The sequence below is a fragment of the Streptomyces sp. NPDC107538 genome (assembly GCF_055657445.1).
In genome coordinates this window covers 696,366-710,208 of sequence record NZ_JBVKAY010000001.1, presented here as the reverse complement: position 1 = coordinate 710,208, position 13,843 = coordinate 696,366, and the positions used below count along the sequence as shown (strand labels likewise).

The window sequence follows — 13,843 nt, the reverse complement described above, 5'->3', positions numbered from 1 at the left end:
GCGCTGACGGTCGAGGGCGCCCGGAGCCACTACTGCGGCCGCCCCCGGGCGGGTTCGGCCGGCCCCGGCGCAGAGCCAGGTGATCGATGTGCGGGTCAGCGGTCACCCGAGTGGGAAGGCGGTGCCCGCGGTGCTGCCTTTCCCCTGCCGGACGTCTTCAGTGCCCGTCCGAACCGGCTCCCGTCCGAACCGACTCACGCCCGCTGTCTCGGGAACGGTCCTGTCGAGCGCGGTGAGTGCAGTTCGGCGCTGGGGCGACCGGGGAGTCGGGCCAGGCTTGGGGTGTTCACAGTGCGCCGACAGGCGAGCCATGGAGATGTCTCAGGTCTGCCCTGGAAGTTGGGCACATGCACGGACACACTCCTCGTACTCCCGAAGCTGAGCGCAGCCGTCGTTGGTTCATGAACAAGGCGCTGCTTGCCGGCGGCGTTGCCGCGGTGGCGACCATGACCGGCTGCAGCTCGAGCTCCTCCGACTCAGCGGGCTCGTCCTCGTCCTCCGCGGCCGCTGGCGCGCCGAGCGGCATGCCGTCCGGCGGAGCCGGAGGCATGGGCCCTGGCGCCAGTGAGGTCAAGTACGCCGACTTCACGGGCGTCACCACCGACGGCAAGGTCATCGACGACCTGTACACGATCCACTCCACCGACGTCTCCACCGACAAGGTGGTCAAGGCCGCGCAGTCCTTCCTGGACGGACTCACCACCAAGGAGCGCAAGGCGTCCGTCTTCGACGTCGACGACGACGAGTGGCTGGCCTGGAGCAACGTCGACGGCTACCAGCGCCAGGGCGCCCGCATGGGCGATCTCACCGAGAAGCAGCGCAGCCTCGGCTACGCGCTGCTCGGCACTGCCCTGTCCGCCGAGGGGCTGGCCCAGACCCGCAACATCATGAAACTCAATGCGTTCCTGGGCGACTACAACGGCGGCAACAAGGACACCCTCACCGAGGGCGCGTACTTCTTCACCTTCATGGGCACCCCGTCCACCACAAAGCCGTGGGGCTTCCAGTACGAGGGCCACCACCTGGCCATCAACTACTTCGTGCTCGGGGACCAGGTCGTGATGACGCCCACGTTCATGGGCTCCGAGCCGACCTCCGCCACCTACAAGGGCGAGAAGATCACCACGTTCAAGAAGGAGACCACGGCGGGTCTCACCGTGCTGCGCTCCCTCACCGACACCCAGCGCAAGAAGGTGATCTCCTCCGAGTCCAAGGCCGGCGACAACCTGAAGGCCGGAGCCGGTCAGGACAACCTCAAGCTGGCACACCAGGGCCTGGCCGCCGCCGACTGGACCGACGCCCAGCGCGACAACCTGCTCGACCTGGTGCGCGTCTACGTCGGGAACATGGACGACGGGCACGCCGACGTGAAAATGAAGGAGGTGGAGGAGCACCTCGACGACACGTACTTCTACTGGATCGGCGCGGCGAAGGACTCCTCGGCCTTCTACTACCGTGTGCACAGCCCGGTGGTGCTCATCGAATACGACGCCCAGTCCCCTCTCGCCTACGGCAACAAGTCAAGCAGCGGCGGCAATGGGGGCATGGGCGGCCCGGGGGGCACGCCCACACAGCAGCACATCCACACCATCATCCGCACCCCCAACGGGGGCGACTACGGCGTGGACCTGCTCAAGCTGCACCTGGAGAACGACCACTGAGCCGTACGGCAGCTCCGCAACCGCCGTGCCGACGCCCCTGATGCCGAAGCGCGGTCGCGACTGCGCCGAGTCTCGCCTTCTCCACCGCGGTGTCCGCGGTTCATGCCGTGCGCCCCTGGTGGCACGCGGGGAGGCGTCCATCGCCGCCGGTTCCGGGCTCGTCCACGGCTCGGCGTTCGCCTCCCTCATCGGTGAACTCGGTTACGACCGCGGGTAGCTCGTGACCACATTGCTGGACTTCAACCTCGGCATCGAACTGACGCAGCTGCGCAGAACGGCCCCGGCTGTGTTCGGGCAGGTCAGGGCCTGTGATCGCGGTCTTGTGGTCATGATGCGAGTGCGAGGTTGTGCATGTGGGTGACGGCCTGGACCGCGTGGTGGAGGCCGTCGCCGCGCCGGCGGCAGTCGCGGAGGATCTTGTAGTTCTTCATCCGGCCGATCACATGCCCCCCGGACGCGGACCTTGCGGTGGGCGGCGCTGTCGTCCTCCTCGCCCGGCAGCAGGGGCCGGTGAGGGCGTTTGCGGTGCGGTACGACCATCCCGCAGTTGAGGTAGGCGCCGTCGCCCACGACAGCCACGTCCTGGCGCTGTTCGCTCAGCCCGGAGACCCTCCAGGCGTGCGCGTCCGCGGCGGTGCCCGGCATCGGGTGGGCGGCGGCGATCACAAGGCGGGTGCCGGCGTCGACGATGACCTGCACGTTCGCCGAGAACCGGTAGTTGCGTGACGATGAGCCGACGTTCCGGTCGCGGACCGGGACCAAGGTTCCGTCCACGATCCGCGACCGGTCTGTCGCCTCGGTCGTGCCAGAGACGGGCTCGCCGAGCTGAGAGACGGCAGTGGTGAGGCGTTCGGTGTGCAGGCGGGTGGCGTCGCGCAGGGCGCCGGCCTCGTTCCATCCGGTGTAGAACACCGCAGCGGCTACGAGGACCACAGTGATGAAGGCCAGGACCAGGACGATACCGACGGGCCGGGCTCTGCCAGGACCAGCCGTGCCGGTGCAGGAGCCGCCAGACTCCCGCGATCGAGCGACTGACCTGGAACTGGCAGCCGATCAGGGTCCTGACGCGTTCCAGGGTCCACCACTGGTCCTCCCAGCCGTGCGCCGCCGGCCCCTTCGCCAGCTCCTCTTCCAGCACAGCGAACCGCTCATCCGACAGCTTCGGCAGCTTCGCGGGCCCCTTCGACCGCAGACCTTCCAGACCGCGCTCACGCCAGTTCCGGCGCCGCTGCTCGACCGAACGCTCGCTCACCCGAAGGTCTTTGGCGATGTCCGACGTTCTGCCACCCCGCTCGAACCTCCGGCCGGCTTCCATCCGGATCCGTTCCCGCGCAGCCCGCCGCTCGGCTGTCAGGCCCCCACCATCCGCGTACCGCATGACACGGCAAACCGCAGGGATCACCCAACGTCACAACCCGAAGGCAACCGAAAAGGTCAGTAGCAAATCATTGAAGCTTTAACTTTCTGTGACTCTGTGTGCGTGCTTCATTGGATATATGTAAGCACATGGACAAGATCGAGACCGCGCCACCAGGCAGCCCGACGCTTGAGTCGCTCGCCGCGGAGCCGCTGCTCACAGCCGAGTTCGACGCCAACCCCGGCGGGATGTACGAGCGGCTGCGCAGCAGGTTCGGCTCCGTCGCGCCTGTGGCGCTCATGGGTGTTCCCGTGTGGCTGGTTCTCGATTACAGGGAGGCCGTGGAAGTACTGCGGAACGACAGCATGTGGCGCCGCGACCCCCGGCACTGGAGGGCAAGGGCCGAGGGCTTGCTGCCGGGCGATTGGCCTCTCGTCGCAGGGTACGAGGTTCGGCAGACCATGTTCATGGACGGGGACGAGCACCTGCGCGCGCGGCGGACCCACCACTCCGCCCTTCGCCCTTTCCTTAGCTGGGATGCCCCCCAAGGGCGGGACCTGTGCTTGACCGTCCTCAGATACGCAGATGATCTCATCGCAACACTTGCCGCAGATTCGGGTCCGGCGGGATTCGTCGATCTGTGTGCTCAGTACACCAGGCCATTGCTCCTGATGGTGACAGCGGATCTGCTGGGCTTCCCGGGCGATCTCAGTGACGAACTGGTGATGGACCTGTGGCGGATGCTGGATGGCGGGCCCGCCGCCGCACCGGCTACTGCGAGGGTCCTCGCTGCCATGACTCGACTGTCCGCCCACCGCCGGGCGAGACCTGGTGACGATCTCACGTCGTACATGCTGCTGGCGGATCCTCAACTCTCCGACGAGCAACTCGGGCGCGAGTTGTTCATGAACGCCGTATACCTCAATGACATCACCGGCTCCATGGTGCTGAACACCCTGCTCGAGGTGCTGAGCGGCAATGATGCAGTCCAGCGCAGTGTGTCGATCGGCTTGCTCGGCGAATCGGTCAACCGCGTCGCGCTGATCAACCCTCCGGTTGCGAACCTGTGTTTCCGCTTCGCTGCCCGTGATGTGAGGATGGGCAATTTTTGGATACGGGCAGGTGATGCCGTCTCGATATCGGCTGCCGCTGCCCATCGAGACCTGTTGGCCATCACTTCTTCCAACCTGTTCGCCCACGATCTCAGTACGCGGGCGCATCTGGGATGGGGAGCGGGCCCGCACCAGTGCCCGAGCGCCGCCCGCGAACTGGCCAGCATGATTGTGACCACGGCAGTAGCCCGGATTTTCGAACATTTCTCCAGGGTGGAACTCACGCTTCCCCCCGACCAATTGCCGTGGCGATCAGGCCCGGTGGTACGTGGGCTACGGCTGCTCCCGGTACGCTACGAGATGCACGGCCCCAAAAGGCCGCGCCAGCCCACCCCCCGTGACTCTTGGGACGCCTATGACCCTCGGGCGGAGGGCCAGCCGCATTCACCCAAGGCGGAGACCAAGGGATTGCTGTCGTCGCTGCGAAGTCTGCTATTCGGTCGAAGGTGACGCACCATTGCACTCGCGGGAAATGACCGCGATCTTCGGAAGATCCGCCGGCCTCCGGGCAAGTTGCTCTGCGATCGGCTAACAACGGCTAACACAAAGAGGTGGATCGGTCCTGGTTGCCGTGACTGGTGCGGAAGTTGAGCGTTCGGTCTGGTGCGGGGACGTCGCCGTGGATCGTGTCGGATGAGTTGCGGGACCGCCTGGAGCCGCTGCTGCCGCAGCGTGAGCGCAGGTTCCGGTATCCCGGCCGCAAGGCATTGCCGGACCGGGAATCCACTCGCGCGCGATGGCCTACGGCATCTGCCTGGAGCCCCACAACGTCGCGGCCGGCGGACAGAGCTGCCCGCTCCGCTTCCGCTGTGTCGGCTGCGACCACTTCCGCACCGACGTCTCCTACCTTCCCGACCTGGAGCGATACCTCGATGACCTTCTCCGCAGCCGAGAACGGCTCATGTCAGCCTTCGAGGCCGACGACTGGTCCCGGAGCGAAGCGGTGCCCTCCGAGGAGGAGATCCGCCGCGTCCGCCGCCTGATCAACCGGGTCAAGGCCGACCTCCACGACCTCTCGCCCGAGGAACGCTCCCAGATCGAGGAAGCCGTCGCGGTGGTACGCCCAGCCGCACCGTCATGCTCGGCATACCGCGAATCGCCCAGCCCGGGCCGGGGGGGCCTGCCGGCCCATGCCCGACGTCCGTCCCTGGGGACTCCCATGAGCCCCACCATGTGAGACGGCCGTCAGGCCAACTCCGAGCGCCGCCGCCAGCGGGCGGCCACAGCAGTCAGGAACACCGCGAAGAACCGCACCCCGATCAGCGTCTCGGCCACCCCAGGACCTGGCCGGCAGCTCGCCGGTCAGCCGGGCATCGCTCCAGGCCGACCTCGCCAATGCCCAGGCCCGCAACACCCGCCTCGCCGCCCGCGTCCAGCAGCTGGAGAAACGGCTGTCGCAGGCCCCGGGAGCCCAGGCATGGCAGGAGTCAGGGCTCGGAGCCCCGGCCGAGATCGACGAACTACAGCGAAAGATCACGAGGTTGGAGCAGCAGAACGTCGAGCTGACGGTCGCGTTGGAGGAGGCCCCGATCCGATCTCGATGCCGCGAGGGAGGCCAACCGGGATCTGAGCAGAGCTCTGAACCAGCGCGGCTGGGTCAGTCACCGACCCGGATCGTCAGCACGCGAGGCGGTCGGGGTCTGTCGGGCGATCGGCGGTTCCTGAGCGGACGTGACAACGGCTGCCAAGTCTGCGCCCGCTCGGAGTAGTGCCACGGTCCGCATGGCGATCTGGTCAAGACGGTGCTGCAGGATGCGTTGCGTCTCTCCCAGGCCGTCAAGCTGGTGCAGGGAGCCCATGATGTCGCGCACTGCGGGAATGCCGTGACCGGTGCCGCGGAGGGCCGCGACGATTCGGGCCGCTCTGATCACTGAGAGGCCGTATCGACGTGCTCGCAGTGACGTCACTCGCTCGGGGATGACGAGCCCTTCCTGCTCCCAGAACCGCAGGGTTGAGGGACGGACGTCGAGCGCTGCGGCCAGCTGCGTGATCGTCATCGCGTCGCTCTCCTGCTCGAACTCGGGTGTGTTCGTCTCACCGTGGATCGCACGCAACGCTTGTTGAGCACGCAGAGCCTCGTCCCGTTCCCGCGCGAGCCGAACGTGCACCGCGCTGATCGCCGAGGCGGCCGCCGCGATCGTCTCCGTCCGCAGCGCCGCGAGCATCTGCCGGGCTGCGGCAGGCCCAACAGCACCGGCGAGTCCGCGGTAGGCGCGAAGAGCATGCACGTGAGCTGGGGTGTATGAACGATAACCGTTGCTCGATCGAGCGGCTGGGGGAACGACTCCCAGCCGCTCCAGGTCGCGGACCTGTTGCACCGAGTACCCCGACTCCCGGGCGACATCGACTGTTCTCAGCGGTGCTCGTCGCCAACCGCTCGTGGTCTCGTCCACCGGCCAACCCCACATAAGCACTTGAAGGTAATGCTTGAACCATGAGTATGGAACAGATCATCGCGACCGTGCGAGGCCTCGACGGCGCACTCGTGTTTATCCCGGAACCGGGAGGCGGCTTTCCCGAACTCGCCTGGGGAGACGCGTTCTTCTACTACGCCCCCGACGGCCGGCTGCCCAAGAACGTTCAGCCCTACGGGACGATCGTCACCAAGAACTACCCCGACGACGACGCTTCCGACCTCGACATTCCGGGCCGCTGGCGCGTGAACGTCCACATCGACCGCGAGATGTTCCAGGAGCTCACTGGAGAGGAGCCACGCAGCATCAGCCGTCCTCGTGACTACGCGGCCGCCGACAGTGTGATGCCGCATCCGGTATACGGCGCGCTCAGCTGGATCTCCGTCGTCAATCCCGGTGAGAGGACAACGGACACGGTTGTGCAGCTACTGCGCAGCGCTCACGAGGCTGCTCGAGCGCGGTTCGCACGGCGAAACGAACCAGGACCTGCCTGATGCAGCACTGGCGTTCGGCCGTGCCGGTGGGGAAGAAGAGCTCGGGGTCCTCCAGGCAACAAACGGCGTTGTGACGCCAGTCCATGGATCCTCCGTACTCGCGCGGTGGCTGGTGATGGGCAGTCTCCGGCGGGATGCCGGCGACCGGTGCTGGACGGCGGGTTGCCGGCGGGCACTTGGTCGGTGATCCCCGGCCCCTGGAACCGAACGCGCCAAGGGCTGACCTCCCGTAGCGGCGCCCGCCGGATCACTCCTCGCCGTTCGCGTGCTCGTCGTAGGGACCGAAGAGAACATCGTCCAGGTCCTGTTCGTCGGCGAGCGGACCGTCGAGGGGCGGTGCCGTGAGCACTGAGCACTGAGCACTGTCGGCGCGATGGTCAGGGTGCACTGTGCCGGGCGACGTATTCGCCTGCCAGTGGCGATCTGCCTACGACCCTCGCAGGACGGGGCGGTGGGCTTGTCTGACATGATGGCCATGCGGTCGTTACCTTCCTTCAGAGTTGGTCGACCTGCTGCGGCCTCGGGGGCAATCCTGGGGCCGTCTCGGCTTTTGTGCGATCAGCGGGCGCTGCCGCCCGGGCCGCGACCCTCCAGCCGTTCTCCATGCGGTGGGCCTTCCTGGCGGCGTCGTGCTCCAGGACGGCGTGCGGGCTCAATCGCTGTTCTCGGCCCGCTTCGCCGCCGGCAGCGAACCGCCGGTGTGCATGAGGGCGACGCGGTGCACTTCTCGCTCGGCGTCGAGCCGGGTGGGCCGGAGGCGGCCGACGCGGACGTCGGCGGCGCGTGCCGTCTCCAGGCGGTCGGCGCCGGTGGCGAGCCGCAGCGCGAGCTTCTCATCCGGCAATCCGCCGCGAACGCTGTGGAAGTCCTCGTCCCTGCGGGCGAGCTCGGCGTATGTTGCCCGGCCGCCCACGATCCTCTCAAGTACGCTCGCTCACCGCAAAGGTGTCCTGACTCCTGCACCGGATACGCCCCGGACACTCGCATCCTCACAGGTCAGCGGCGCCTCTATGCTGTCGGTGCGTCAGCTCGCCCAATTCCGCCGAACGGCCGAGGTCGAGGCAGTACTCGTGAGCCGATGCCCTCTGGTCACGCCTTGGAGGCGAATGCGGCGCGCAGGGCGGCGTTGGCCTGATCGACAGCTGTCCTGGCGGCATTGGTCTCGCTCAAGGCGTTGAGCATCACGTAGTCGTGGGTGATGCCCGTGTAGCGGACGGCGGTGACGTCATTACCGGCGGCGCGCAGCTTGGCCGCATAGGCCTCGCCCTCGTCACGCAGCACGTCAGCCTCACCAGTGATGACGAGCGCCTTCGGCAGCCCCTTCAGCTGGTCGAGACTGGCCCGCAGGGGGGAGGCAAGGATGTCGTTACGCAGCTTGGGGTCCGGAGCGTAGGCGTCCCAGAAGAACTTCATGGCGTCGCGGGTGAGGAAGAATCCGTTGGCGAACTGCTTGTATGAGGTGGTGTCGAACTTCGCGTCGGTGACCGGATAGAAGAGGACCTGCTGGCGCAGGGCGGGACCGCCGCGCTGCTTGGCCATCAGTGTGACGGCCGCGCTCATGTTGCCACCGACGCTGTCACCGGCGACAGCGAGCCGGCGCCCGTCGACGTTGATCTTGTCGCCGTTCTGGTACACCCACCGGGTCGCGGCATAGGCCTGTTCGATCGCGACCGGGAAGCGGGCCTCGGGCGAGGGAGTGTAGTTCACGAAGACCACGGCGGCGTGGGCGCCGTTGGCGATCTGGCGGACCAGGCGGTCGTGGGTGTTGGCGTTGCCCAGGACCCAGCCGCCTCCGTGGAAGTACATCACCACGGGGAGCTTCCCCTTGGCGCCCCGAGGTCGGACGATCCGGATGGACACCTCACCGGTGGGGCCGACGGGCAGAGTGCGTTCGGTGATGTCCGCCGGGAGCTTGTCGACGGGGCCGGACTGCGCGTCGTCGAGAACCTTGCGGGCCTCGGCGATGGGGAGGGTGTTGATCGGGGGACTGCCAGCGGTGGCGTCGAGGAACGCCTGGGCGTCCTTCTCGAGCACCACGGTGCTCTTCTCTGCCGAGGAGCCGGCCGACGCGGGCGGCGCCGGGGACGACGTGGACCCGGTAGTGGCCAACCCATTGACAGCCAGGACCGAGCCCAGGATCACGGGGACGGCTACCCCGACCGCGATCTTACGGCCGGCGAAGGGCTTGCGGGGGTGGGAGGACATACGGCTCGCTCCATGGGGTCGGTGATAGCGGAGGTACGGGCCGGCGCTACCGAGGAGCAGGCATCGCCACGGCAAGAACGGTAGCTCGCGACTAAGTCGCGCACGACTAGATTTGACGCAATCAAATTGTGACGTACGTCTCGGCGACGGCACGTTGCGATCTTCACCCATGTCGTCGAAGGCGGAAGGGCCGTCAAAGGCCCTGGCACAGGCCGTGACAATCACGCGAACGGCGTTCCTTCACGGGAAGTTGGCGATGCGGATGCGGGATTCTGAGTGTCAGGGGCATCGGGTTGGATGAGGATGGGACTGTCCATGACGTAACTCGCCAGCTCCCTTCCATCGCTGACCTGCGGAACCTGTGCCGCTCACTGGCGATGCTCGATGCGATCTTGAGCCCGGACTGGGAAGGCCGGTACTACTCCTTCAATGCCGACTGGGCCGACGGCGAGGAGATGGCGTCGATGCGCAACGGGTCGGGGGGCGAGTACTCCATCGTGTTCTCGGCGGCCGGGGCCTATGTCCGTGGCTTCGACCACGAAGCACCGATGAGCCCGTATGGCAATGATGGCGAACCCTGGCCGGGAGTGATCGACGAGGTTCCGGAGGTCTTCAAGCCCTTCGTCGAGGAGCCGGCGTTCACCGACCAGGACGACGTCCCCGTCGTGACGGCTTGCCTGTGGCGGGGTGCCACGGATGGTGGGTGGCGACACGGCGTGATCGACTTTCCCACCGGGTGTTCCGACCCGGACGGGGCAACGGGCCTGTTCGAGCTCTTGGTCGACCGCACGCCGGAGGCGTTCCAGCGCTTCGCCGAGGACTACTACGAGGTTTCCGTGCCGCTGGAAGCGGTGCGCGATGTGTATGCCTTGCGGCCGCTGAGCCAGAAGCTCGTGTCATCGCTGAACTCGGAGGTCACCCTCGGAGACCTGGCCGAGGACATCGCCGAGACCGGCTACCCGCAGCCGGTCCGGGACGTGATCTGAGCTTCAACGTCGGTGAGTCGATGGAGAGTCCAGTCGGATGGTGACCGTAGGTGGTCGCCTGCGGCGTACCGGCTCCAGGTCCCGCCGGTCTCTCTGAGGAGGCGACTGGTGGTCTTGTCGCGGTAGCCGAGGGCGTCCGCGACGACGGGGGCGGGCAGTTCGAGGAGTTGTTGCTGGATGGCGGCGCCGCGGGCGGCTGCGACCGGGACACCGATCTCGCCCAGGAGTGCGGACATGTGGTCGGGACGGGACGGTCGGCCGGCCCGGCGGCCGGGGAAGAGCGACGTCCTGGTGGCACGCATCCGCTCCCTGCTGCGTCGCGCGGCCCCAGCCGAGCGGCGGCGGGAGACGGCGACCTGTCAGCCGGGCCATGCAGTGGGTCAGCGAGGTGACGTTTCCGGCGCCGCCAACCATTCTGGGACCTGCCTGGCCGCCGGATCCGCACCACCCTCGACCTGGCCACGAAGGACTCCGCCGCCGTGGTCGCCCTCGCCCTGGGGCCCGGCGCCCAGACCCTCCACACCACCCGGGCCCTGCACACCAGCGACACTCTCGACGGCACCACGGGCAGCCTGTCCAACGAGACTTGGGACACGGCCCGCGGCCGCAGAACGGCTGCCCATCTGTCCCCCTCCAGCAGCCACCTGGCCGCGTCCCCTGACGGCCGGCTGCTGGTCGGCGACAACTGGGCCCTCGCTCTGCCCCGCAAGGTCAACGTGCGGAATCTGGTACAGGGCGACGGGATCGGCGCCCTCGCCTTCGCGACGGACGGCTCCCTGTTCGCGGCCGGCGACCAGACGGGCCGGGTGGCCCTGTGGGACGGCAAGCTCCGCGAGCGGGTCGGTGTCCTCCGCAACGTCTTCTCCGCTCTCCCCGACGACATCGGCGACGCCGTCTTCGGCGACACCTCCGAAGCGACCAGTGCTCTCGCCGTCAGCCCCGACGGGAAGACGCTCGCGGTGGGCGGTGAGGCAGGCAGCCTCCAGTTGTGGGACATCGCCACCCAGCAACCGCTCGGCGACCCGCTCGCCACCTCCGGCGAACAGGTCGACACCCTCGCCTTCAGCCCCGACGGCACGACGGTGTACGCGGGCAGCGACCACGTGCCGCTCCAGCGCTACACCGTCGATCCGGCGCGGGCGATCGAGACGGTGTGCGCGCGCACCGGCGAAGGCGAGCTGACGAGGGCTCAGTGGAGGATGTACGCGCCCGGCCTGTCGTACTGGAAGGTCTGAGCAGGGTGAGTCGATCGGCACCTCCAGAGGCGGTGGGTTTCCTTGACGGGGGGCCATCGCACCAACTTCCGGCCTGGGGTTCGCTTCCGTCGCTGCTTCGAAAATTCTCGTCGCCACGGGGCAGTGCAAGCCAGGGCCTGTCCGGCGGATCTTGCCGGGCTCTCCCCGAGCACAGCCGGTGCTGTGGCACTTGACGGTGCTTCCGATCAATCGGGTCGACACCCGTTCCGAGCTGCGGGAAACTCCTCGCGATGACTCAACGAACCGACACACCTCCTACGTGGGACGAGCGTACGCAGCTGGTCACCTTCCTGGACTACGCCCGTGACACCGCGCGAGCCAAGTGTGAGGGCGTGTCCGCCGAAGACGCCCGCAAGGCCCCGCTCCCGAGTTCACCGCTGATGACGTTGTGCGGGCTGATCAGCCATCTGCGTTGGGTCGAGTACTACTGGTTCCAAGTGATGTTTCTGGGCGAGGAGCTCGCGGGGCCGCTTGCTGGGGCGACCGACGATGATCCCGACCCTGAGATGCGGACAGCAGTCGACATCCCGTTGCCCCAGCTTCTTGTCGAGTACGAGGAGCAGAGCGCCCGCTACCGTCGCCTGGTGTCCGACCACGACCTGAACTCAACGGCCAATCGTCCCGTCAGCGACGGCCGCCATGTCGACCTCCGGTGGGTGATCCTCCACCTCATTGAGGAGACGTCCCGCCACAACGGCCACCTCGATGTCGTGCGTGAGCTCGTCGACGGGCGGACCGGCGCCTGACGCCTGTCGTGCGGGTTGCGAGCGGAGCCACAGCCGGATCGCTGCCACGGTGACCGTGCCGTGGAAGACGTAGGCCCGCTTGTCGAACCGCGTGGCCACGGCCCGGAAGTTCTGCAGCGCGTTGATCGTCCGCTCGACTTCGTTCCTCCGCTTGTAGACCGTCTTGTTGAAACCAGCAGGCCGTCCGCCTTCGCTGCCACGGCGTTTTTGGTTGGCTCGCTGGTTCTTCGGTTCGGGGATGGTGTGCTTGATTTGGCGCCTGCGCGGGTAGCGGCGGTTTCGCCGGGCGGAGTACGCCTGGTCACCGCCGAGATGGTCAGGCCGGGTGCGAGGGCGGCCTCCGCCGAGCCGGCCGACGCGGATGCGTTCCATGACGGGGATGAGCTGCGGGGCGTCGCCCCACTGGCCTGGAGTGATCAGCAGGGACAGCGGGCGCCGGCCGCCTTCACCAGCGAGATGGATCTTGCAGGTCAGTCCGCCCCGGGAGCGTCCGAGTCCCTCGTCGGGGCGGTGCTGCCGAGACGTGCGTCTTTTCCCCGGCACCCGCGGAGGTCTTCTTCGCGCTCCGGCAGCGTGCTGGTGAGCCCGGCAAGCAGTGGAGCCCACGCTCACCATGGACCAGTCGATGCGGCCTTCCGCGTCGGCGTCGGCCAGGACTGACGCGAAGAGCTTGTCCCATGTGCCGTCCGCCGACCAGTGTCTGTGCCGCTCGTACACGGTCTTCCACTTCCCGAAGCGCACAGGCGGATCCCGCCACGGCACCCCGGTCCGATTCCGATACAGGATCCCGTTGATGACCCTACGGTGACCAGCCCAACGGCCGCCGGGCTGCCCGGACTTCGGCAGATATGGCTTCAGCCGTGCCCACTTCAATGGCTGAGGTTACGGCGGTTGGAGATCGAGGCCGGTCTTGATGGGGTTGGCCAGTGACCTCTTCAGGTACGACCACACGCCATCGACCGGGTTGAACTCAGGTGCATACGGCGGCAGTTGGTAGATTGTCAGCCGTAATCGGACGTCAATCAGCTTCCGCATGCTGCGGCTGATGTGCGTGTCCAGGTGTCCCATACCAGGACGATCGGGCCGCCGAGTTGCTGGTGTGCGGCATCTAGCAGGCGGGCGTAGTCGGTCTCGGTGAAGCCCTTGCGCCGACCTTTGGCGGGGCCCCGATCGAGGTGGACACGGTAGATCAGCCGTGGCCGGCGGCTGGCTTCGGCGGAGATCAGCGCCGCCATGGAGACACGTTTGGTGCCTGAGGCTGTGACGCCCACCACCGGGGTGTGGCCCCGGCGACCCCAGGTTCGGCCCTTGGGCGGCCTCAGGCCCTGGCTAGTCAAGATTTCCGTGACGGGGTGACGGAGCGTGATCCCGGTGGCATGGTCTGCGCTGTGCGATGACTTGCTGGGCATCGTGTTCCCGCACCTGGAGAAGGTACGGGTGGAACAGGTGTAGGTGGAGGTCGGCGTGGTGCGGGTCAGGAACGACTTCGACGGTTGTGCAGGTACTGTCGTGCGGCTCTGCCAGCATCGCTGCAAGGATGTCGGCCACCCAGCGGCACCGGGCCGGAGCCGTCGTGCACCCAGTCCGTGCCGAGCTCGGCGAAGAAGTCGGT

General features: G+C 67.4%; 11 protein-coding genes and 5 pseudogenes. 8 read left to right on the top strand and 8 right to left on the bottom strand.

Annotation, left to right across the window (positions count from 1 at the left end):
• Window positions 1-401 precede the first annotated feature (401 nt).
• A complete protein-coding gene (locus ACZ7MG_RS03090; protein ID WP_471395715.1) occupies window positions 402-1,661 on the top strand; it encodes a DUF3500 domain-containing protein in 1,260 nt (419 codons plus the stop codon).
• Between the two features lie 326 nt (window positions 1,662-1,987).
• On the opposite strand, the pseudogene ACZ7MG_RS03085 reads toward ACZ7MG_RS03090, so the two are convergent.
• Window positions 1,988-2,480, bottom strand: a pseudogene (locus ACZ7MG_RS03085) (transposase family protein); the annotation flags it as partial.
• A 142-nt stretch (window positions 2,481-2,622) separates the two neighbouring features.
• Window positions 2,623-3,039: pseudogene (locus ACZ7MG_RS03080) on the bottom strand (winged helix-turn-helix domain-containing protein); the annotation flags it as partial.
• Between the two features lie 128 nt (window positions 3,040-3,167).
• Here ACZ7MG_RS03080 and ACZ7MG_RS03075 point away from each other — a divergent pair.
• The 3 genes and pseudogenes from ACZ7MG_RS03075 (at window position 3,168) to ACZ7MG_RS03065 (ending at window position 5,307) form a co-directional block, all read left to right on the top strand.
• Window positions 3,168-4,580 carry a cytochrome P450 family protein gene (locus ACZ7MG_RS03075; RefSeq protein WP_471395714.1) on the top strand — a complete coding sequence of 471 codons (1,413 nt, stop codon included), beginning with the start codon at window positions 3,168-3,170 and terminating at the stop codon, window positions 4,578-4,580.
• Between the two features lie 128 nt (window positions 4,581-4,708).
• Window positions 4,709-4,855, top strand: a pseudogene (locus tag ACZ7MG_RS03070) (IS5/IS1182 family transposase); the annotation flags it as partial.
• Between the two features lie 11 nt (window positions 4,856-4,866).
• On the top strand, window positions 4,867-5,307 hold the full coding sequence (locus tag ACZ7MG_RS03065) for a hypothetical protein (protein ID WP_471395749.1): 441 nt from the start codon (window positions 4,867-4,869) through the stop codon (window positions 5,305-5,307).
• 424 nt (window positions 5,308-5,731) lie between these two features.
• Here ACZ7MG_RS03065 and ACZ7MG_RS03060 read toward each other — a convergent pair whose 3' ends face one another.
• The gene (locus tag ACZ7MG_RS03060; protein ID WP_471395713.1) at window positions 5,732-6,538 is read right to left on the bottom strand and encodes a MerR family transcriptional regulator; all 807 of its coding nucleotides are present in this window, start codon (window positions 6,536-6,538) and stop codon (window positions 5,732-5,734) included.
• Between the two features lie 32 nt (window positions 6,539-6,570).
• Between ACZ7MG_RS03060 and ACZ7MG_RS03055 the strand changes: the two genes are divergently transcribed.
• On the top strand, window positions 6,571-7,038 hold the full coding sequence (locus tag ACZ7MG_RS03055) for a DUF6194 family protein (RefSeq protein WP_471395747.1): 468 nt from the start codon (window positions 6,571-6,573) through the stop codon (window positions 7,036-7,038).
• 652 nt (window positions 7,039-7,690) lie between these two features.
• Here the strand turns inward: ACZ7MG_RS03055 and ACZ7MG_RS03050 are convergent.
• Entirely contained in the window at window positions 7,691-7,882 is a 192-nt protein-coding gene (locus tag ACZ7MG_RS03050) for a hypothetical protein (protein ID WP_471395712.1), read from the bottom strand.
• Between the two features lie 245 nt (window positions 7,883-8,127).
• Window positions 8,128-9,243: an alpha/beta hydrolase gene (locus tag ACZ7MG_RS03045; protein ID WP_471395711.1), complete on the bottom strand. Its 1,116-nt coding sequence runs from the start codon at window positions 9,241-9,243 to the stop codon at window positions 8,128-8,130.
• 377 nt (window positions 9,244-9,620) lie between these two features.
• Between ACZ7MG_RS03045 and ACZ7MG_RS03040 the strand changes: the two genes are divergently transcribed.
• A complete protein-coding gene (locus ACZ7MG_RS03040) occupies window positions 9,621-10,229 on the top strand; it encodes a hypothetical protein (protein WP_471395710.1) in 609 nt (202 codons plus the stop codon).
• Here ACZ7MG_RS03040 and ACZ7MG_RS03035 read toward each other — a convergent pair.
• A complete protein-coding gene (locus ACZ7MG_RS03035) occupies window positions 10,199-10,531 on the bottom strand; it encodes a hypothetical protein (protein ID WP_471395709.1) in 333 nt (110 codons plus the stop codon). The two genes, ACZ7MG_RS03040 and ACZ7MG_RS03035, sit on opposite strands and share 31 nt — an antisense overlap.
• A 177-nt stretch (window positions 10,532-10,708) precedes the next feature.
• Between ACZ7MG_RS03035 and ACZ7MG_RS03030 the strand changes: the two genes are divergently transcribed.
• Both ACZ7MG_RS03030 and ACZ7MG_RS03025 read left to right on the top strand, forming a co-directional pair.
• On the top strand, window positions 10,709-11,464 hold the full coding sequence (locus ACZ7MG_RS03030) for a WD40 repeat domain-containing protein (RefSeq protein WP_471395708.1): 756 nt from the start codon (window positions 10,709-10,711) through the stop codon (window positions 11,462-11,464).
• Between the two features lie 251 nt (window positions 11,465-11,715).
• Window positions 11,716-12,231: a DinB family protein gene (locus ACZ7MG_RS03025; RefSeq protein WP_471395707.1), complete on the top strand. Its 516-nt coding sequence runs from the start codon at window positions 11,716-11,718 to the stop codon at window positions 12,229-12,231.
• A gap of 21 nt (window positions 12,232-12,252) precedes the next feature.
• On the opposite strand, the pseudogene ACZ7MG_RS03020 reads toward ACZ7MG_RS03025, so the two are convergent.
• Both ACZ7MG_RS03020 and ACZ7MG_RS03015 read right to left on the bottom strand, forming a co-directional pair.
• A pseudogene (locus ACZ7MG_RS03020) lies at window positions 12,253-13,104 on the bottom strand (IS5 family transposase); the annotation flags it as partial.
• Between the two features lie 24 nt (window positions 13,105-13,128).
• Window positions 13,129-13,559: pseudogene (locus ACZ7MG_RS03015) on the bottom strand (transposase); the annotation flags it as partial.
• Between the last annotated feature and the right edge of the window lie 284 nt (window positions 13,560-13,843).